The organism is Trichocoleus sp. FACHB-90 (assembly GCF_014695505.1).
GTDB lineage: Bacteria > Cyanobacteriota > Cyanobacteriia > Cyanobacteriales > FACHB-T130 > Funiculus > Funiculus sociatus.
The window spans coordinates 106,933-126,446 of the sequence record NZ_JACJOK010000013.1 but is presented as its reverse complement, the minus strand read 5'-3'; the positions used below and the strand labels follow the sequence as shown (position 1 = coordinate 126,446).

24 protein-coding genes are annotated in these 19,514 nt (G+C 45.3%); 12 read left to right on the top strand and 12 right to left on the bottom strand.

Annotated features, from left to right (window positions below):
- Nucleotides 1-655: 655 nt before the first annotated feature.
- Together H6F74_RS03605 and H6F74_RS03600 are read left to right on the top strand one after the other, a co-directional pair.
- Nucleotides 656-1,033: a polyribonucleotide nucleotidyltransferase gene (locus tag H6F74_RS03605; RefSeq protein ID WP_190436392.1), complete on the top strand. Its 378-nt coding sequence runs from the start codon at nt 656-658 to the stop codon at nt 1,031-1,033.
- A 133-nt stretch (nt 1,034-1,166) separates the two neighbouring features.
- Nucleotides 1,167-1,463, top strand: coding sequence for an acylphosphatase (locus H6F74_RS03600; protein ID WP_190436389.1), 297 nt, complete (start codon nt 1,167-1,169; stop codon nt 1,461-1,463).
- Between the two features lie 8 nt (nt 1,464-1,471).
- Here the strand turns inward: H6F74_RS03600 and ggt are convergent, their stop codons facing one another.
- Both ggt and H6F74_RS03590 read right to left on the bottom strand, forming a co-directional pair.
- Nucleotides 1,472-3,028: a gamma-glutamyltransferase gene (gene ggt / locus H6F74_RS03595; protein WP_190436386.1), complete on the bottom strand. Its 1,557-nt coding sequence runs from the start codon at nt 3,026-3,028 to the stop codon at nt 1,472-1,474.
- Nucleotides 3,029-3,105: 77 nt separating this feature from the next.
- Nucleotides 3,106-3,300: a hypothetical protein gene (locus tag H6F74_RS03590; RefSeq protein WP_190436384.1), complete on the bottom strand. Its 195-nt coding sequence runs from the start codon at nt 3,298-3,300 to the stop codon at nt 3,106-3,108.
- A gap of 55 nt (nt 3,301-3,355) precedes the next feature.
- Here H6F74_RS03590 and H6F74_RS03585 point away from each other — a divergent pair, with 55 nt between their 5' ends.
- The 3 genes from H6F74_RS03585 to H6F74_RS03575 all read left to right on the top strand — a co-directional run bounded on the left by H6F74_RS03585 (nt 3,356) and on the right by H6F74_RS03575 (nt 4,818).
- Nucleotides 3,356-3,703 (top strand): helix-turn-helix transcriptional regulator, encoded by a 348-nt coding sequence (locus H6F74_RS03585; RefSeq protein ID WP_190436380.1) that lies wholly within the window; start codon nt 3,356-3,358, stop codon nt 3,701-3,703.
- Between the two features lie 4 nt (nt 3,704-3,707).
- Nucleotides 3,708-4,442: a hypothetical protein gene (locus tag H6F74_RS03580; RefSeq protein ID WP_190436376.1), complete on the top strand. Its 735-nt coding sequence runs from the start codon at nt 3,708-3,710 to the stop codon at nt 4,440-4,442.
- 100 nt (nt 4,443-4,542) lie between these two features.
- Entirely contained in the window at nt 4,543-4,818 is a 276-nt protein-coding gene (locus H6F74_RS03575) for a hypothetical protein (protein ID WP_190436373.1), read from the top strand.
- Nucleotides 4,819-5,079: 261 nt separating this feature from the next.
- Here H6F74_RS03575 and H6F74_RS03570 read toward each other — a convergent pair whose 3' ends face one another.
- The gene (locus tag H6F74_RS03570; protein ID WP_190436370.1) at nt 5,080-5,334 is read right to left on the bottom strand and encodes a hypothetical protein; all 255 of its coding nucleotides are present in this window, start codon (nt 5,332-5,334) and stop codon (nt 5,080-5,082) included.
- A gap of 280 nt (nt 5,335-5,614) precedes the next feature.
- On the opposite strand from H6F74_RS03570, the gene H6F74_RS03565 reads away from it, so the two are divergent.
- Both H6F74_RS03565 and H6F74_RS03560 read left to right on the top strand, forming a co-directional pair.
- Nucleotides 5,615-5,845, top strand: coding sequence for a hypothetical protein (locus H6F74_RS03565; protein WP_190436367.1), 231 nt, complete (start codon nt 5,615-5,617; stop codon nt 5,843-5,845).
- Nucleotides 5,842-6,255, top strand: coding sequence for a PIN domain-containing protein (locus H6F74_RS03560; RefSeq protein ID WP_190436364.1), 414 nt, complete (start codon nt 5,842-5,844; stop codon nt 6,253-6,255). The genes H6F74_RS03565 and H6F74_RS03560 overlap by 4 nt, the downstream gene beginning before the upstream one ends.
- Nucleotide 6,256: 1 nt before the next feature.
- Here the strand turns inward: H6F74_RS03560 and H6F74_RS03555 are convergent, their stop codons facing one another.
- The 3 genes from H6F74_RS03555 to H6F74_RS03545 form a co-directional block, all read right to left on the bottom strand.
- The gene (locus H6F74_RS03555; RefSeq protein WP_190436362.1) at nt 6,257-7,423 is read right to left on the bottom strand and encodes a pyridoxal phosphate-dependent aminotransferase; all 1,167 of its coding nucleotides are present in this window, start codon (nt 7,421-7,423) and stop codon (nt 6,257-6,259) included.
- 352 nt (nt 7,424-7,775) lie between these two features.
- A complete protein-coding gene (locus H6F74_RS03550) occupies nt 7,776-8,858 on the bottom strand; it encodes a class I fructose-bisphosphate aldolase (RefSeq protein WP_190436359.1) in 1,083 nt (360 codons plus the stop codon).
- A gap of 160 nt (nt 8,859-9,018) precedes the next feature.
- On the bottom strand, nt 9,019-10,128 hold the full coding sequence (locus tag H6F74_RS03545; RefSeq protein ID WP_190436356.1) for an aldo/keto reductase: 1,110 nt from the start codon (nt 10,126-10,128) through the stop codon (nt 9,019-9,021).
- A gap of 125 nt (nt 10,129-10,253) precedes the next feature.
- Here H6F74_RS03545 and H6F74_RS03540 point away from each other — a divergent pair, with 125 nt between their 5' ends.
- On the top strand, nt 10,254-10,622 hold the full coding sequence (locus H6F74_RS03540) for a VOC family protein (RefSeq protein ID WP_190436354.1): 369 nt from the start codon (nt 10,254-10,256) through the stop codon (nt 10,620-10,622).
- A gap of 4 nt (nt 10,623-10,626) precedes the next feature.
- Here H6F74_RS03540 and H6F74_RS03535 read toward each other — a convergent pair whose 3' ends face one another.
- Nucleotides 10,627-10,923: a hypothetical protein gene (locus H6F74_RS03535; protein ID WP_190436351.1), complete on the bottom strand. Its 297-nt coding sequence runs from the start codon at nt 10,921-10,923 to the stop codon at nt 10,627-10,629.
- Nucleotides 10,924-11,009: 86 nt separating this feature from the next.
- Nucleotides 11,010-11,720: a phosphoribosyltransferase family protein gene (locus H6F74_RS03530; protein WP_190436346.1), complete on the bottom strand. Its 711-nt coding sequence runs from the start codon at nt 11,718-11,720 to the stop codon at nt 11,010-11,012.
- Between the two features lie 180 nt (nt 11,721-11,900).
- On the opposite strand from H6F74_RS03530, the gene H6F74_RS03525 reads away from it, so the two are divergent.
- Entirely contained in the window at nt 11,901-12,599 is a 699-nt protein-coding gene (locus tag H6F74_RS03525) for a uracil-DNA glycosylase (protein ID WP_190436442.1), read from the top strand.
- On the opposite strand, the gene H6F74_RS03520 is transcribed toward H6F74_RS03525, so the two are convergent.
- The 3 genes from H6F74_RS03520 to tyrS form a co-directional block, all read right to left on the bottom strand.
- Nucleotides 12,596-13,183: a hypothetical protein gene (locus H6F74_RS03520; protein ID WP_199300793.1), complete on the bottom strand. Its 588-nt coding sequence runs from the start codon at nt 13,181-13,183 to the stop codon at nt 12,596-12,598. The genes H6F74_RS03525 and H6F74_RS03520 overlap by 4 nt on opposite strands.
- Nucleotides 13,173-13,880: an orotidine-5'-phosphate decarboxylase gene (gene pyrF, locus H6F74_RS03515; RefSeq protein WP_190436343.1), complete on the bottom strand. Its 708-nt coding sequence runs from the start codon at nt 13,878-13,880 to the stop codon at nt 13,173-13,175. Before pyrF ends, H6F74_RS03520 begins: the two co-directional genes overlap by 11 nt.
- A 200-nt stretch (nt 13,881-14,080) precedes the next feature.
- On the bottom strand, nt 14,081-15,313 hold the full coding sequence (gene tyrS, locus H6F74_RS03510; protein WP_190436340.1) for a tyrosine--tRNA ligase: 1,233 nt from the start codon (nt 15,311-15,313) through the stop codon (nt 14,081-14,083).
- Nucleotides 15,314-15,677: 364 nt separating this feature from the next.
- On the opposite strand from tyrS, the gene H6F74_RS03505 reads away from it, so the two are divergent.
- Nucleotides 15,678-17,597 carry a PBP1A family penicillin-binding protein gene (locus H6F74_RS03505; protein ID WP_190436337.1) on the top strand — a complete coding sequence of 640 codons (1,920 nt, stop codon included), beginning with the start codon at nt 15,678-15,680 and terminating at the stop codon, nt 17,595-17,597.
- Nucleotides 17,598-17,808: 211 nt separating this feature from the next.
- On the opposite strand, the gene H6F74_RS03500 is transcribed toward H6F74_RS03505, so the two are convergent.
- Nucleotides 17,809-18,132 (bottom strand): DUF1825 family protein, encoded by a 324-nt coding sequence (locus H6F74_RS03500; protein ID WP_190425108.1) that lies wholly within the window; start codon nt 18,130-18,132, stop codon nt 17,809-17,811.
- Between the two features lie 268 nt (nt 18,133-18,400).
- On the opposite strand from H6F74_RS03500, the gene H6F74_RS03495 reads away from it, so the two are divergent.
- Nucleotides 18,401-18,781: an NINE protein gene (locus H6F74_RS03495; protein ID WP_190436436.1), complete on the top strand. Its 381-nt coding sequence runs from the start codon at nt 18,401-18,403 to the stop codon at nt 18,779-18,781.
- 63 nt (nt 18,782-18,844) lie between these two features.
- A complete protein-coding gene (locus H6F74_RS03490; RefSeq protein WP_190436335.1) occupies nt 18,845-19,402 on the top strand; it encodes a ComEA family DNA-binding protein in 558 nt (185 codons plus the stop codon).
- Nucleotides 19,403-19,514 lie beyond the last annotated feature (112 nt).

Here is a 19,514-nt window from a genome sequence, read left to right as displayed (position 1 = left end):
ACCCAGTCTGGGGCTGCTTTTTTACTGCATCTACTTAATCACAATCAATCCCAGAATTCAAGCCCCGCAACAAATGTCACTTCTTATACCTATTCTGTTTCTGCTATTTTGATTAGCTATTTTTAACATTTTTACATAACAAGTTCGGTAGAGCCAGAAATTAAGGCATATATGACTACCAGTGCAGCTGAATATAGCCAAGCTGAGGCGTTGGGTAACTTAGAGAAAGCAGCAATGAGACGATGGAAGATTTCAAATGACATCAAAAATATGCTTTAAGGTGGATGTAAATAAGTTAACAATTTTTAGGTTAAAGTGGAAATTATTATTCCCATAAAGCAATTATTGAATTGAAAATAGAAAATTAAAAAATTGAGAGAGTATAGCGTTTCTCAGTTAGGTGGAATATATTGCAGTTCTAACGTTTGGTAGAGGAATGGCAATGCCATGCTCCTAAAGATGTATCACACCAATTGAAAATAAGTATACAAACTTTAATTATTTATCTTGTTAAGCAAAGTTGCAAAGATTACTCTGGATGGGAATCTATATCTGTTGGAAGAGATATCGGTAAAAATGCTATGACAAACTACTAAGTAGATTTAAAATCGTTTGAGTAGGAAAGATTCAAGAAAGCGATTTTAGGAGGGAGATTATGGGAATAGGTGATCTATTTAAAAATATACCTGGTGTGAACCGGGAAGGAGGCGATCGCGACAGGGAAGATAGAGAACGCGATCGCTATCGTAATGATGACAGGGAATATCGGGAAGGCGATCGCGACAGGGAAGATAGAGAACGCGATCGCTATCGTAATGATGACAGGGAACATCGCGAAGGCGATGATGATGATGACGATGGCGATCGCAAGTACAGATATCGCGATCGCGATAATGATGATGATGACGATGGCGATGGCGATCGCGAGTCCAGACATCGGGGTGAATATCGCGATCGCGATGATGATGACGATGATGACGATCGTAAGCATGGACATCACCGCAAACACGATGACGATGACGACGACGATTAAATCTTTTGGCTTGGATTAACAACTGTGGAAATGAATTGAATGGCGTTAGCTCAATAGCTGACGCCATTTCTGCTTAAAATGAACCAAGACAAAACTTTTAATTTGGAAAGCTGTCATAGACAGGGACAAATTGATGCAGAACCCATCAGCGCCACCGAAACAGATCCGCGCCCATGTTTTCGTTTCTGGAATCGTTCAGGGAGTTGGTTATCGATACTCAACAGCACAACAGGCTAAGTATTTGGGAATCAGCGGTTGGGTGCGAAATCTCCCCGACGGGCGCGTAGAAGCCGTTTTTGAAGGAACGCAGGATATTGTCGAGGAAATGATTCGCTGGTGTCACCAAGGGCCAGCCGCAGCTGTAGTTAAAGATGTGGCGGTTGAGTATCAGACACCGGAAAGATTGCGTGGGTTTGAAATGAGACAATAGGTAAGATTCTAACAGGTAGCGATCGCTCCACTGCGACGGCGATCGCCTGCGCCTTCAATCAATCCTTCTGAATTTTCCATAACCGTATGAACGCCACCAAAAAACATATTTTTCTTTTCCCATAAAACTAATTCATTGTTAGAGGGAAGCGCCAGCTTTTTTATTTCCTCCTCGCTGAATCCTGGTTCAATATTAAAGATATTGTTTTCCCAATGAACGCGGGGACTATTCACCGCCGCATTAACATCCATTTGAAAATCAATAATATTGGAAATAACCTGTAATATTGCCGTTCTAATCCTGTTAGAACCACCAGAACCCAGAACAATTTCTGGCTGATTATTCTTAAGTACCATAGTTGGTGCCATCATGGATGAAATCCGGGTATTTTCTGCCCATTCATGGAAACCATGCGGATTCAAATCTGCTTCTCCTAGCATATTATTAACCATGATGCCAGTTCCCGGAATTACATAAGAAGATCCTTCGCCGTGTGTAGTAGTAACACTAGCCGCATTTCCTTCGCTGTCAACAACGCTGATATGAGTAGTGCTTCCCCATTTATTGACAATTTCGGTTAATTGAGGTTCGTAGATAGCAATATGCTCATCAGATAAAAAACTTTGGACAACATCTTCTTGATGAGTATTAGCATTGTATCTATCTTTCCTGGCATCATTAGTTAAACGCATCACATTAGCCAGTATTTCTAAATGACCACAACTGCCAAAATCAATGCCAACTAAATTTACTTTTGAAAGTAGTTCTAAAGCGAAAGCAATGAGTATTCCGCCAGAACTAGGGGGAGGATTAGTCAAAAATGTATTATCGCGGTAATTGATAACTAAAGGTTGTCTCTCGATAACCCGATAATTTTGGAGGTCTTCTAAGGTTAAATAACCGCCATAATCTTGACAATCTTTAACTAAGCGTTGTGCAATTTCACCCTCATAAAATTCTCTAATCCCATTTTCAGCTAGATAAGTTAAAGTATTAGCCAAGTTTCTCATATATACTGTTTCTCCAGACTGAACAAGTTCCCCGCCAGGAGTAAAAACTTGTTGCATTTCTGTAGAGAAAAGCATTATGGGCTTGAGAATTGTCAAGCAGTAATATGAATAATCATTGATTTTTACTCCAGTATTTGCATAGCGAATTGCTGGTTCAGCAACGACCTTAAAAGGCAATCTACCTAGTTTCTGGTGAACGTGGAAAACTCCAGCGATATTTCCTGGTACAGCCATTGATCCAAGACCAATGTGAAACTCTTGTAAGGCACCGCCAAAGTTAATTTTAACTGGATAAAAATCAAGATTATCCTTATTCTTTTTCTGGCATGGCGTTTGCGAGAAAAAGTCAAATAAAGTATTTTTATTATCGTTAGTATGGGCTAAAAGAAACCCACTACCAGCTGCCGAGGTAAGCGCAGCCTCAGTAACAAAAGAAGCTAACATTGCCGCCGCCGCCGCATCAAAGGCGTTCCCACCTAAGCGAAGCATTTCAATCCCTGCTTCGGCAGTTTGCTCATGTCCAGCAGCAATCACACCGTGAGTTTTTTTAAACATAAATATTGAGTATGAAGATTTAGAGGGCATTTAAGTTAAGTAATAAGCCCCTCAGGCCTAAGCCAGATTTTGACATCTTAACGGAGTTTTCTTTGGTGTGGAAGGATAAAGCGCATGGCGAGAATTGGTATTGCATTCATGGTGTGCTGCGTCGGTTGGATTATAAGGGTGGCAACAAAACGACCCGCAACGCCACTCTGCACTAGATCAGGACTACCTCTAGCCAAATCCAGTAAGGGCGCATCGCCATGAGCATTACAGCCTAGTTGCATATATCAAGTTGTTTGATATACATTGATAGTATGATGATTATCAAAGGAAGCGTAAATGACTCAAGATGTTCCAGATCGAATCTTCGAGCTATCGCCAAAAGAGGAGGCTGTACTCACTTCAGTCTTACACCGTGAGCGGTACGGCTTAGAGGTGGTTGAGGCGGTAAAGAAGGCGAGTGGCGGGAAAATTCAACTTGGATTCGGTTCGCTTTACCCTACCTTGCACAAGCTAGAAGAGAAAGGCTTTTTAGTAGCGCGATGGGGAGATGAAACACCTGAAGAGCGAGGGGGTGCGCGGCGGAGGTACTACCGAATTACAGGCTTAGGTGAGAAGGTGCTTCAGGAAAAACAGCGTTTCTTAAAGGAAGTAGCTGCGTGGCAACCAGCATTTGAGGGGGTCTAAAGCAATGAAGAAAATTTTCCCAAGCCCAATTCGACAAGATATTCCGCCGGATGGCTATCGTCACAAAGGTCTAAAAATCATTGCCATTTCGGTGATCGGGCTGATGCTCTCACTTATTACCAGTGCTGTAGTTGGTATCACAAGTCTGTTCATTAACCCTTCGTTGCTAAAAGTTTTGTTTGGCATTGTTCTATTGGTTACTCTCATCCTCTCAGTAATTTTTTTTGTATATGCTGGATACTGTTGTAAGACAGATTCTGGAGATGGACAAAAGACAGAGAAAGGGATAAGAATAGGTATTAACTCGATATGGGGGTTAATTATCGCCCTTATTCCCAGTGCTGTGCTTGGTATCGTCAGTTTGTTAATTGACCCTACCGGGCTAAAACTTTTGTTTAGCCTCGCTCTGTTGATTACTATCACCTCCTCAGTGCTTTTGTGTATATATGGCTCAATAGTTTACCTCACAGGATCAGGGGCAGAGGAGGAAAGTGAAGAAGCAGATGCGAAGTTCATTGCGCTCCTGAAGCGTATCCTCCCCAAAGAATTTCACGAGGAATGGCTAGGCGATTTACAAGAAAGGCGTTCTCAGTTGCTCAAGGCAGGCGTTCCACCCTGGAAAGTATTCTTCACCACACTTGAAGGAGGTTGTGGCGTAATTCGATCTTACCTCTGGTTTAAATGCAAGAATCTTCTTTCACGATCGATGACCAGAGCAAAACGGGTTTTCTGGGGATAAACACCAAAACTGCCGTGTTGCGGTAGAAATTCACGAAAAAAAAGGCACAGCTAATTTCGCAGTGCCTTCAATAAACTAAAACACACCCTGATCCTAACCTATGCGATACGTCAAACATTCTCACGGTGTAGAGTTTCCAGACTCCCAACGCCGTCAATCTCGTGCTACCCAAAGCACTGTTTTACAGCTCAAGATGGCAATTATCTGTCTCGCAGGTGGTGTCACCATCTACTATTCAGAAAGTGCAATTGTGGGAGTAGTTGCATCAACAGTTGCCGGATGTGCTGTTGAAATGATTGATGCACAATGTGAAAAGCGCCATAAAGATAAGCTGAAGGCGATTGAGAAAGAGATAGACAAATTACGGAAAGGCTAAACATTCTCCACACGATTGATTGAAATTTTACTACAGGCTCCACTGATCTAGTTGGGCCTATTTTTGGCTGCTGTGCGATCGCATTGCCTGAACCGCTAAAGATTCATCACAGCAAAGGGGAATTCTTCTAAATAGTGAAAATTTGAGACATTTTTTAAGTAATACCGATTGAATCTTGCCGACCTTACCCTAGTTTAGAATATTTTATTCAGCGCGATCGCGTCTCTGCTGCTGGTACGAACGCGATCGCTTAACCTCAAATTATCGATTTTCATCCGACTGGAAAGGATTTTCACCCACACCTAGCTGCTTTTTCGTTGCTTCCAACTGTTGCCAAAGCGTCTCGATGTTTTGAAAAGCCTGTTCAATGGAAATTTTTCCATTGGTTGCCAAACCACTTATCAAAGTCACCCGTTGAGCAAATTCCTGTAAATTAGCATTAAATACTAAATTTTCTGGGTTTACATCACCGTAGTAGCGAGGTTGAGGATATAAAAAATTAGAAGTAGTTAACATTATAACTCCCGGTTTATTAGATTCTGTATCTTTCCTACTACTATCACTCAGGAATCCTATCGGGATAAGTGATGACTAAGTAAAAAAAATGTGACAAGTATCAGCATATTGAGTGCTGACAATCAGCTAGTAAATGTGATATTTAACAATTCAGGGAGTGACAGCAGTCACAATAAAATTATCTTGCAGAAGGTTAAAAATTAGCGATCGCTGCCGCTATCCCTGAGAAAGCGATCGCCTAAAATAAAGTCAGGCAATAGTTTTTGAGGAAGTATAAAATATGTCTTTGCAAGAATTAAAAAATCAAGCATACAAGTTATCGGTAAGCGATCGCTTAGATTTGGTGAACGCGATCGTCGAGTCGCTTAGGCGCGAACTCAGACCCCAACCCGATCGAAAAGCTGCAATAGATCGGATGCGGGGACTAGCGAAAACCGATGCGCCAGCCCCAACTGATGCTGAAGTTGAAGCAATGTTAGAAGAACGCCTAGTGGAGAAATACCTGAAATGATGGTATTAATAGATACCAACGTTATTCTGGATTTTTTGCTAGAGCGCGAACCTTTTAGGGAGGATGCTGAAGCTTTATTTCAGGCTATTTACTCTGGGCAGATTCAGGGGTATGTTACAGCAACCACCGTAACTGATATCTTCTACATTGTCAGAAGACAGACGCGGAGTATTGAACGCGCAAGAGTTGCTGTCTCAACAACACTAACAGCTATGGAAATTTGTACTGTTAATAGCGACATCCTTGCAGCTGCATTTGCCTCAAACTTGAGAGATTTTGAAGATGCGGTACAGTTAGCTTGCGCGATCGCTAACAATCTTGATGGAATTATCACCCGCGATGCTGGAGGTTTCGCGGGTGCTATTTTGCCGATTTTGTCAGTTGCTGAATTATTAGAGCGCCTGTCTTAAACTAAACAAGCGATCGCACAAATTTATCTAACCTATCCATCCCCTTTTCAATCGAAGTCATATCTGTTGCATAAGATAGCCGGATGTGATCGTCTGCACCAAAAGCAATCGCAGGAATCGCCGCAACTTGCTGATTTTCTAACAGTTTGTCGCAGAATTCTAGAGAATTTAAACCAGATTTGCTGATGTTGACGAACAGATAAAAAGCTCCGTCTGGTTTGGCACAGGATAAACCGGGAATAGCGTTAAGTGTTTGCAACATTACCTGCCGACGTTCGGCAAAGGCGAGGCGCATTTGTTCCACACAATCTTGAGAACCTTCTAAAGCTGCGATCGCGCCGAACTGGGCAAAAGTACACACATTCGAGGTACTGTGACCTTGAATGGTGGACACAGCTTTAACCAACTCAACTGGTGCGGCTAAATAACCAATGCGCCAACCCGTCATTGAGTAACCTTTAGCAAAACCACTGCTGATAATTGTCCTGTCAAAGACTTCGGGACTGACTGCACCGATACTCAAGTGCTGCGCGTCGTCGTAGATAATCTTTTCGTAAATCTCATCGGAGACAACGAGAATATCTTTTTCCACCACCACTTCTCCCAAAGCTTTAATCTCAGCTGGCGTATAAACAACACCAGTGGGATTACAAGGCGAATTGAGGACAAAAAGCTTGGTTCTTGGTGTGATAGATGAGCGAAGTTGCTCTGGCGTAATTTTATAACCAGTTGAAGCGTCTGTCGGCACAATTATCGGGGTACCGCCTGCCAAAATTACCATTTCCGGATACGAGAGCCAGTAGGGAGATGGGATAATCACCTCATCCCCACCATTCAGCAGCGCCATCATCAGGTTATATAAGGAATGCTTGCCGCCGTTGGTGACGATAACGTTTTCAGGTGCGAAACCCAAGTTATTGTCCTTTTGTAGCTTGCGGGCGATCGCTTCCCTTAATTTTGGTTCTCCAGCAGCTGGCCCGTATTTGGTTTTACCCTCGTCCAAAGCTTTTTTGGCAGCAGCTTTGATATGTTCTGGGGTGTCAAAATCTGGTTCCCCAGCGCTGAAACTACAAACATCTATCCCCTCTGCCTTCATCGCCTTGGCTTTGGCTGCGATCGCCAACGTTATAGAAGGCGTTACCTGACCAACTCGTGCTGCCAGCTTCATGCTTACCCCACTTTCCAGACTAACTTAGCGATACGTTGCTTTTGGGCAATACGCAAGGAAGCGATCGCTACCCCAGCAACTCTATAGTCTTTCAGAGTATCTCTCAATCAGGCTTCAGATTGGCATTTTTTTTACTTTTTAATTTTAAAAATGAGATATATGACATTTTTTATAGCTATATGAAAATCAAATACGTGCCGAATCATAAATTTTACTTTTCTTTTGCCTCCACGGGTAAGGGGTGATACTCTGGCTTTTTGCCTTCTAGCCGCATTTGGTAATCTTTTTCTGGAGTAGTAGGGGACTACGCCCCTGCTACCCGCGAAGCCGAGCAGAAGCGCCTATGGCTTTATCAAGCAATAGTTACATCAGGCGACAGATAGACATCCTGAATGGCGTTAAATAACTTCACCCCTTCCTCAAAAGGACGCTGGAAAGTTTTGCGACCGGAGATTAAACCACAGCCACCAGCGCGTTTGTTAATTACGGCGGTGCGGACGGCTTCGGCAAAGTCATTTTTACCAGATGCACCACCAGAGTTAATCAACCCAGCGCGACCGCAGTAGCAATTTAGTACCTGGTAGCGGGTGAGGTCAATTGGGTGATCGGTCAACAGGTCGGTGTATACTCGGTCGTTAGTTTTGCCGTAACTTTCACCAGTAGCTTTAGCAACAGCAGCATATCCGTGATTGTATTCGGGAAGCTTTTGTTTGATGATGTCGGCTTTAATTGTCACGCCCAGATGGTTTGCTTGAGCTGTGAGGTCGCCTGCTAAGTGATAGTCTTTGTCTTGTTTGAAAGCATTGTTGCGGAGATAGCACCACAGGATAGTTGCCATACCCAATTCGTGGGCGCGTTCAAAGGCTTCGCTAACTTCTTGAATTTGGCGGGTTGATTGTTCTGAACCAAAGTAAATAGTTGCCCCGACGGCAACCGCCCCTAAATTCCAAGCTTGTTCGACAGAGGCGAACATTATCTGGTCGAATTGATTGGGGAAAGTCAGCAATTCATTATGATTTAATTTCAAAATGAAGGGTATTTTGTGGGCATATTTGCGAGAAACAATGCCCAAAACGCCAAGGGTGGTGGCAACAGCATTACAACCAGATTCAATCGCCAGTTTAATGATATTTTCGGGATCGAAATAGATGGGGTTGGGTGCAAAGGATGCCCCGGCGGAGTGTTCAATTCCTTGGTCTACTGGGAGAATGGAGAGATATCCGGTATTAGCTAAACGTCCGGCAGAATACAGTTGCTGAAGACTACGCAATACTTGGGGGTTGCGATCGCTAGCTGCGAAAATCCGGTCTACAAAGTCCGGCCCCGGCAGGTGCAGCATATCTTGGGAAACTTTTGCCTTAAAAGTGAGAAGGTCTTCTGCTTCTTTTCCTAGTACAGACTCTAGGGAATTAGGTACAGATAGTGTAGCGGTCATAGCAGTTTTCCTCAAAAATTTGTTTTGCTGGGCGGTGCATACCTACCTACCTATTAAGCAAGTCAAAAGTCAAAAGAATGAAACCCTGTTTTGGTAGGAATTTTGACTAATAACCATCTGCAAGTTAAATGTCGAATACCTTATAAATTAGGGTAACACTTCAAGCTTCTAATTGCTCTTGTGACGGAAATCCGTGCTGTTCTCTACCCGGAGGGCCGTCGTATTTTTTTGACGTTTTGTAGAGTTCAAAGCGTCCATCAGCAGCATAACTAGCATAACGCGATCGCATAGCTTGCATTTCCGGTTCTGTCATCGGCTTGAAACTCCGCGCGATATTCAAGTTCTGGCGCAGCACTTGTAGAGAGTCAATACCGCTGACGGTAGTAGCAACCGGAAGGCTCATTGCATAGCGTAGCGCTTCTTGCACGGTGACAACACCTGCTTTAACTGGTTCGCCACTACCACCCAAACTTTTCATCCCAATTGCAGCAATACCGCGTTTATTGAGGAGGGGTAGCACTTGCTTCTCAAAGCTGCGAAAAGAGGAGTCAAAACAATTCAGTGGTAGTTGAACGGCATCGAACGGATAATTATAAGAAAGCATTTTCAGATGAATTGCCGGATCTTTGTGACCTGTGAAACCGACAAAACGAACTTTCCCCTGACGCTTGGCTTCGTCTAAAGCCTCGATAACTCCACCTTTGGCGAAATGTCTTTCCGGGTCGTTGTCATAAACAACTTCGTGAACTTGCCACAAGTCGATATAATCTGTCTTGAGTCGCCGCAAAGATTGCTCAAGTTGTTGCATAGCGACTTTGCGATCGCGTCCGTGCGTGCAAACTTTTGTCATCAGAAATGCTTTGTCTCGCCTACCTTGCAGCGCCTTACCCATCCGTTCTTCACTCACGCCTTCGTTATACTCCCAGGCGTTGTCTAGAAAGGTCACGCCAGCATCGAGTGCTTCTTGAATAATGCGGATGGCTTCTTGTTCGTCTTTGGGAACGCCGATGTGAAAGCCGCCTAGCGCCACCGCCGAAACTTCCACACCTGTGCGTCCGAGTTTGCGGCGGGGAATTTCCCCAGCTTGGAGTGAAATTGTCTGATCGGGTTCGGCAGCATTGACTTGTGCATCTGGGTGTAGCAAGATCCGATCTGCGATCGCTACTCCTGCGCCGAGAACTCCGAGGCGTTGCAGAAACTGTCTGCGTTTCCAGCTTTGTGCCTCTCGGTGGCGATTTTCCCCTGATTGATCGTCACGTCGATCTGCCATTGAGTTATCCTGCTTAAGTTCACCCAGTTTTGCTTCAGTGTTAGTTTTTTTCTTACTTTAATTTCACCTATCTTTAGACAGGTTATTTTATTTTTCTAAGGGCGAAATCGCCCCTACACGCAAATATGGTTTTTCCATGCACCGCCGCCTTTGTCACTGTGGCAACTGTTAATCTTGAGAAATTAGTAAGTTTTTATACAAATTTACTGGATAAACAGCCGCATCCATACATCCCAAATGTTTATGCAGAGTTTCAGTTTCCTGGCTTACGTTTGGGTATTTTTAAACCAAAACTCACCCACTCCGAAGAATTTGGAGCGGTAAAAAGTGGAATGAGTTTGTGTTTAGAAGTAACTGACTTGGAAAGTGCGATCGCTCACATTACTGCTCTGGGTTTCCCGCCACCAGGCGATATTTTATCTGCATCACACGGTAGAGAAATCTACGCTTACGATCCAGATGGCAATCGCTTGATTTTGCACCAATCCCACTAATAAATTATAGGTGCTGAGTTAAGTCAGCAAAGCAGTAAAAACTCACAATTAACATTAGCACTGCCATCACCTGAGAAACTCGCGGATGATGAGATGGTGTGAGTGCTTCTCTTACTAAAATTGATCCCGCCGCTCCCACCATATAGCTCAAACCCAGCACCAAGTAAGGCCACTGCTGATTTATCTCCCAAGCCATTATTAAAACAGTGGCAACTGTTAACATGATTAGCTCAATAAATCGCGGAGGACTGTACTGGCTAGAAAAAATTAAAGCTCGCCACCAAGATTGCCAAATTCTCATATTTTAATTATTACTTATTAGTTATTGGTCAGGGGTAATCGTAATTAGCAATTAGTCATTACGATAGTCCAAAGTTTTAACGTTTGCTATCTACTCATAGGCGCATCTGGCGGTTGGTTCATGGATAATATTTGCTGATTGTGCTGCTGCAAGTAGAACAAGGCTTCTTGAGTCTCCACTTGGGGAAACTCTTCATAGAAGCGACTGACACTGAGGAAAGGTTCAGGCGTTTCTAGGATAATAGCGCGATCGCACCATTGCAGCAGCCACTCGCTCAAACCCTGTGGTGCTACTGGCGAACAAACCCAAATTTCCGCAGGATTTTGGGCTTTCACGGCAGAGGCGGCAGCTGCTATTGTCATGCCAGTGGCAATACCATCATCAACCAAAATAGCGATCGCACCCTGAGCGCTAACAGGTAAGCGACTGGAAGAAAGCTTACTCTGTAGGGCAATAGCTTTATCTTGGGCTTGCCGCAACGCCTCTTCCAGCACAGTCTGCTGGTTTTTGCGACGCTTTGGCTGACACCATAGCACGTGTCCATCTGACGTGACAGCACCGATGGCAAGTTCCGGGTTTTCCGGAAAAGTAATTTTTTTGGCGACAAGAATATCCACAGGACAACCCAAACTGCGTGCCACTGGTACAGCCACAGGGATACCGCCGCGAGGCAGCGCGTAAATGATAGGTTGGCTATTAACTCCCCGCGTCTTGAACTGGGTAAACTCAGCCATAACGGACTGAGCTAGCTGCTCTCCGGCGTGGATGCGATCGCGAAACATGGGGGCAGATGACATGGCACCCTCCAGAATTCGGTACTGCGCTCGCCTCCTATGATGGCTGATTTTGGCTTTTGGCGCAGCTACTCCTAGTCCGTCAAAAGTAAGAACTATCAATTCTTAAGCGTGAAACAAGTTTCAGCCTTGAGCGAGTATTGCTACGATAATTTCGTGAAAGCACGATATAGCCACAGATTCATGTCCAGCGACGAGCAACTTAGCCTTTTTAACTCCTCTGACCTCGGTGCATCTGCCACACCGCAAAATCAAGCATTAATTCCCACAAGTGCCAAAATTCCCATTCCTCCCGGCACCTATCAAACAATGGCGCAAATGGCAGAGCATTGTAACCAATGCCACCGTTGCGTACTGGGAGAAAACCGCACTCACGCTGTGGTTGGACGCGGCAATCTTCAAGCACCAATCATGATTGTCGGCGAAGCACCAGGACAAAATGAAGATGAAACCGGGTTGCCATTTGTCGGGAAATCTGGGCAACTGCTGGAGAAAATTTTAGCCGCTGTCAACCTGAACATCGAACAGGATGTATACATCTGTAATGTGAACAAGTGCCGTCCACCAAACAATCGCCCGCCAACAACTGAAGAAATGGCAGCTTGTAGACCTTATTTGTTAGAACAAATTCGCATGGTAGACCCCAAAGTCATTCTTTTGACGGGTGCTACAGCTTTAAAAGGTTTAACTGGTGATAAACGAGGCATTACCAAAATTCGCGGCACTTGGATCGAGTGGGAGGGACGTTTATGTATGCCGATTTTCCACCCAGCATACTTACTTCGCAATGCTTCGCGGGAACAAGGCAGTCCTAAATGGTTAATGTGGCAGGATATTCAAGCTGTTCGTGCCAAATTAGATGAAATCCGCAACAACAATTAATTAATTTTCCCAACGCGGCAGTCTTGCAGCCAATTGCGAACAGCTTGGCCAATGATGCCATTACTGCTATCTCGCGGCGGCGAGGGCGGATCTCCTTCGGGGTAGGAGCCAATACGGGAAAACATCGTTGCCAATCTCCAGCCGTCCTCAGTTTGAGTGAGAAACAGCCAGTGATATTGCTGTAATTGAATTGGCTTTCGGGCTGTGTATCCTCGTTCTAAAGTGGTGATGAATACCTGTTTAGGAGCTGTTGTGGTGATATCTGCGCCAGGGTCTGAGGTATAAGGGCCAGGGCCTAGGGTAAGGGGCGCAAATTCTGGCCGTCCGGCGATGATTACGGAACTGGAGAGATTTGGTTTTCTGTTTAGTCGTCGAGAGCGCTGACTGACGCGATTGGCATAACTGGGTAAATCTCGAATTAGTAAACTTGTTAAGTTTTCTACATCGGTTGGACAACTCGATTTCTGTGGGGGCGGCGTTTGCGCGATCGCTTTTTCAAAGCAAAAGGCAATCATGCAAAGGCAAAATGTAGCGATGCGAAATTTCGCGTCTCTACATAAATTATTGTAAATTCTATAACTCATCGCAAATTCTCGCCCAAGCAGCAGCAGGATCGGCGGCGGCAGTAATCGGTCGCCCAATCACGAGATAATCAGCTCCAGAAGAGAAAGCTTGGGCTGGGGTGAGACTTCGCTTCTGATCTCCCGCTTCTGCCCAGCTAGGGCGCACTCCCGGACAAACAAACAGAAAATCATCGCCGCAAGTCTGTCGCAGTTGTTCCACCTCCTGCGGCGAACAAACTGCCCCATCCAGTCCCGCCTCTTTTGCTAACAAAGCCATATGTAAAGCATATTCTGGCAATTCCAGGGGAATTTTTAGCTCAAATGCCAATTGCCGCGATGTGATACTTGTCAGCAGCGTTATGGCAATTAACTTGGGTGGCGGACACCCTGCGGCTTCTGCGCCTTCCTGTAGGGCTGCTGCTGCTGCCTGTAGCGCACTTTTACCACACGTAGCATGGATTGTGAGCAAATCTACACCATAACTCGCAGCAGCACGACAAGCCCCGGCAACGGTGTTAGGGATATCGTGAAATTTCAGATCCAGAAAAATTCGCTTTTGTCTGTTTTTGAGCAGGGTGAGAATTTCAGCACCAGTGCTGACAAATAGTTCTAAACCAACTTTAAAGAAAGTTACTTCCGGCAACTTATCAATTAAAGCGATCGCTTCCGCTAGACTCGGAACATCCAAAGCAACAATAATTTTCTCGCTGTTTGACATTATTTTGTGGGGCTGGGGATTGGGGACTGGGGGCTAGGGACTAGGAACTGGGGACTGGGGGCTAGGAACTGGGGACAAAGGACTGCGGACAACAGACTAGGAACTGGGGACTAAAGAGTAGGTAGGGCTTTTTCCCAATCCCCAATCCCCAATCCCCAATCCCCAATCCCCAATCCCCAATCCCCAATCCCCAATCCCCATTACCCAATTAACCGCACAGACTTATTTTTCCCCACCTGCAAAACCCGTCCGTCCAACTCAAAGGGAGAATCAAAAGTGAGATTCACGTCAGACACGCGATCGCCATCTAACTTTACCCCTCCTCCCTGAATTTGTCGCCGCGCTTCCGTCCCACTGCTGCACAAACCGCTCTTTCCCAGAATAAAGAACAATTTAGCCGGAAAATTCACTTCTTTTAGGTAAAATTCTGGTACAGCTTTAGCGGAATTTGTGTTTCCTGCTGTAATTGCCTGTGCATCGCGCACAACAAGTTCTGCTGCATCTTTGCCGTAGTATTGAGAGACAATATCGAAAGCCAGAAGTTTTTGGCGATCGCGTGGTTGTTCCGGCAATTCATTCAGCGGTAAATTTGTCAACAACTCAAAATACTGCTCTAACAATTTATCCGGCGTTTTTTCCAACTTCTGATACATCCAGAGCGGATCTTCCGATAACCCCACATAATTGCCCAGCGACTTCGACATTTTCTTTTCACCATCCGTCCCGATTAAAATCGGCATCAGCAACCCAAACTGAGGCATCTGACCGAAATGGCGTTGTAAATCTCGCCCAACAGCAATATTAAACTTCTGATCCGTCCCACCCAACTCCACATCAGCTTGCACCGCCACAGAATCGTAGCCTTGCATCAACGGGTAAAGGAACTCGTGTAGAAAAATCGGATTTTCCTTCTCATAACGTTCGGCAAACCCCTCCTTCGCCAGCATTTGCCCTACCGTCATCGTCGAGAGCAACTCTGAAATTTTTGACAAATCAAGCTTTGAAAGCCATTCGGCGTTGTAGCGAACTTCCAACCGTCCCGGCGTGTCAAAATCCAGAATTGGACGCACCTGCTCCAGATAAGTTTGAGCATTTTGCGCCACTTCCTCAGATGTTAACTGACGGCGTACCTCAGATTTTCCGGTAGGGTCGCCAATCCGAGCCGTAAAATCCCCAATAATTAAAACAGCTGTATGTCCGGCATCCTGAAAAGCACGCAGCTTCCGTACTGGGATACTATGACCCAAATGGATATCCGATCCCGTCGGATCGATTCCCAACTTCACCCGCAAAGGTCGGTCAGTTTGCGCTAATCTTTGAGCCAAAGAAAGAGCAGCGTCATCAGAATCAGGCTGGTCGGGGAAAATTTCACTAACCCCACGATATAACCAAGTGAGGTTTTGGGGCGTTTTTGAGGATACACTAGCGGTCATGATGCGCCAAACTAAATCGGATGTGGAAATCGACCCCTATATTTGTATTTTATGCAAATCCAAGGGTAAACAAGTTTATTATAATTTGCAAAAATTGTATAAAGTCTCCATGCCAATTGGACAAAATTTAGTAATGGGCTGCACTTATGATGCTAAAACGTAAACGTAGGATTTTTTTGTCACACTTACAAAAGCGATGTTGTTTTGCGACCACCGCAAATGCTTACTTCCTTCCCAGTCACTGCTAAAATTGTCCCCACCATCCTGCCGCGAGTGGAAAGTTCTGTAATCTAGATAAGCAAAGCCATACCAGTCGCCCAATCATCCAAGTCCCACATTTTTTTAGTGAGGAAGTGAAATCACCGTGTCGTCTAGCACTATTCAAGATAAACAACCGAGAAGAGAGCCATCAGCCCCGATAGTTCAGTTCATGCAGGGAGTCGGTAAAGCAACAGGCGGAACCCTCCTGGGCATCACCATGCTGACCAGTTCGGTTGTCGCTGGGGGACTGGTTGGTTTAGCTATCAGCTTCCGTAACCTACCGGATGTGCGGGTTCTTCGCAGCTACATCCCCACAGAAACTTCTTACATTTACGACATTCAAGGCAAGCACCTAGCTTCGCTCCACGGAGAAGCCAATCGGGAAGTCGTACCCCTTGATAAAATTTCCCCTGAACTCAAGCGGGCTGTTCTAGCGATTGAAGATAGCCACTTCTATTTGCACCAAGGCATTAACCCCAACAGCGTTGGTCGCGCCTTAAAAGCTAACTGGGAAAAAGGCAACGTTGTCGAGGGTGGCTCGACAATCACCATGCAGTTGGTGAAAAACCTTTTCTTGTCTCGCAAGCGGACAATGAGCCGCAAAATTGCCGAAGCGGTGCTAGCAATTCGGTTAGAACAAATCTTTAAGAAAGACCAAATTTTAGAAATGTACCTCAATCAGGTGTATTGGGGTCACAACAACTATGGTGTTCAAACAGCATCTGAAAGCTACTTTAACAAGAAAGCCGCCGATCTAGACTTAGCTGAGGCGGCAATGTTGGCAGGAATGATTCAGGCTCCGGAAGACTACAGTATTTTCGGGAACTACAAGCAGGCAAAGCAGCGCCAAACACAGGTTTTGGGTCGGATGCGCGAGTTGGGATGGATTACTGAGCAAGAGAGAGCAGCCGCTGTTAAGCAAGAAATTAAACGGGGTCAGCTGACCTCGTGGCAAACCAGCGAACTGCCTTATATCACAGAAGCGGTTGTTGCGGAGTTAAATGAGCGCTTCGGTCGGGATGCGGTGCTAAAAGGCGGTATGCGAATCCAGACGACCATCGACTACAAGTTCCAACGTATGGCGGAACAAAAGGTGAGTCGTTGGCATAGAAGACTTCAGGGTTACGGGCTTTATAACAACCAAATTGCTCTGGTATCAGTCGATCCTCGGACGCACTTTGTAAAAGCGATGGTGGGCGGGGTTAGTTACGATAAAAGCCAGTTCAACCGTGCTATCCAATCCCGCCGACAGCCGGGATCTGCCTTTAAGCCATTTGTTTACTACGCGGCTTTTGCTACGGGTAAGTATTCGCCCTACTCCACCGTCTACGATACGCCAGTTAGTTATCGGGATGGTGGCGGCTACTACTCTCCCCGAAACTACGGTGGTGGTTACTCTGGGGCGATGAGCATTCGCCAAGCGCTCATGGTTTCCGCTAACGTTCCGGCTGTGAAGCTTGGGCGGACTGTGGGACTGGATAAGGTGATTGAAATTTGCCGGACTATTGGCTTTAAGAGTCCGATTGAACCTGTAATTTCTTTGCCTTTGGGAGCGATTGGTGTTACGCCTTTGGAAATGGCGGGCGGTTATGCCACTTTTGCTAGTAATGGTTGGTACTCTCCCCCAACCGTTATTGTCCGGGTCACGGATAGTAGTGGCAATGTGTTGCTGGATAATACTCCTAAACGCCGATTGGTTTTAGACCCGTGGGCTAGTGCTTCGCTGACAAGCGTGCTGCAAGGGGTAGTTACTGGCGGTACTGGGAAAAACGCACAGATAGGACGACCCGCAGCTGGTAAGACTGGTACAACTTCCTCTGAGAAAGATGTTTGGTTTGTGGGCTATGTCCCACAACTGTCTACGGCTGTCTGGATTGGGAAGGATAATAACCGGAGTTTAGGCGGTGGTATAACGGGTGGCGAATATGCGGCTCCCATCTGGCGCGATTTTATGTCAAGTGCTATGAGTGGTGTTCCTGTGAAGTACTTCCCCTCGCCTAACAAGTTTCCGCGCCCTAGATAAGAATTTTAGATTTTACGGGGGCGAAGGAGTTTCCCAGCCTCCGATAATTTTGGATTTAATCCAAAGTCTTAAAATTCTTGTATCGTTGCATCCAAAATTGTTAGCGTTGGGTTCCACTTTCTTACCGCTAGGCGGAAGCAAGCTAAAACCCAACCTACAAAATGAGAAATTTAGGAGGCAGAAAAAAGTAAAATTCTTGCATCCAAAATCGTTATGTTTGCTTTTCTAATTCGGATTTCATCCGCTCTAAGGTGAGGTTCATTTGGTCGAACATTTGAGTCGGGGTAATGCCAAATTGACCAAGCTGAGTGTTAAGCTGTTCGACTGTCATTTGAGCCATGAAGTCATCAGATAGCTCGAATCGCTTCATAAAGATGCGATAGCGATCCATCATGGCTTCCATTTTCTCAATAAAAATCTTTTTACCTTCGCGGTCAAATTTACCGTAGTGGCTTCCCAGTTGTATTAGGGATTGATAATCTTCAAACAGCTGCTTGGCTTCTTGTTGAACAATTTCGGAGTCAAAAAATCCCATAGCCTTTTTATCTTCCCGTCAATGGGCTTCCCCAGTCAGGGGAAGTTTTACTGCTTTGAGTATCATTTTAATGCAGTGCAAACTTTACGATATATTCGGTTTTCCGTATTATCGGCGGTTTTGTTCTCTGGTGGCATCGTGAAAGCGCGATCGCACTCACTCATGCTCCAAGTAAGAAAATCCCTATCATGGAATTGGATGGGAAACGTTGCGGTAGCGCTATAGGCGTATCGCTATGTCTTTTGAGGAAAGAGGAGTTAACCTCAAAATGTTGACACAAAAAAATCGAAAAGTTGCCGCACTTCTGGCATTTACCGGAGCGATAATCCCGTTTGCTGGCTTTCACAAGTTTTATCTGGGACAGCCGCTTTGGGGAGCAGTTTATTTACTGTTGTCGTGGGGAACACCTATCGCTCGAATTGCCAGCGCTATTGAAGGAATCTGGTATTTATTCCAAGATGGGGATGAATTTGACCGGAATTTTAATTTAGATGTAGAATCACTCCCTGAGTCAGTTGGAGTGGCGACTAACTCAGTGAGTGCGATCGCTGATGCTTTGCGTCAACTGGATAGTCTACGCCAAGAAGGGCTAATCTCAGAGTATGAATTTGAGCAAAAGCGCCGCCAATGTCTGGATCGAATGCGGTAAAAAGGAGTCAGTAGGCGAGAAAAATTTTAAAATATTGGGTGCGATCGCTAAATTTACCAAAAAATGGCACTTTTTGATTGGCTACCATTGGCGACTCGACTGCGCCCAGAGATAAACTCAAATCGACAGTCAATCCGGGCGCGGATTTTGGGAGATCCTTACTATCGGCTGCAATCCACCGAAGAAATGGCGATCGCAGTTAGTCTTGGTCTCAAAATTGATGTGAATCAGGCGAGTGTGGATGACTGGCTGAGACTACCTGGGCTATCAATTCATCAAGCGCGATCGCTCGTTTCCCTAGCCCAGTCTGGAGTACAATTTCTCTGTATAGAAGATATTGCTGCGGCACTAAGTATGCCGATATTGCGATTAAAACCTCTGGAGCCACTCTTGAGGTTTTGTTACTACGACGATTGTCCCTCCACAACGCAACTGGTGAACCCTAACACAGCATCTATCGAGCAGCTAATGCTTCTTCCAGGTGTTGACTTGATTCTTGCTAGAGCAATCTTTTCAAATCGTCGCGCCGCCGGAGCTTACCGCAACCTGGCTGATTTTCAAGCTAGGCTATCACTCCCTGGACAGATGACAGCGCAGCTAATGCACTATATGAGGTTTTAGTCAATAGCAAAAGTGCGCTTGGACTAAATGGCGCTACTCAAACAAAACCTGACGAGAGCAGGCTTCATTTGTATAGCCGCGACTAAGGACTAACGCGCAGGCTCCGCCAACA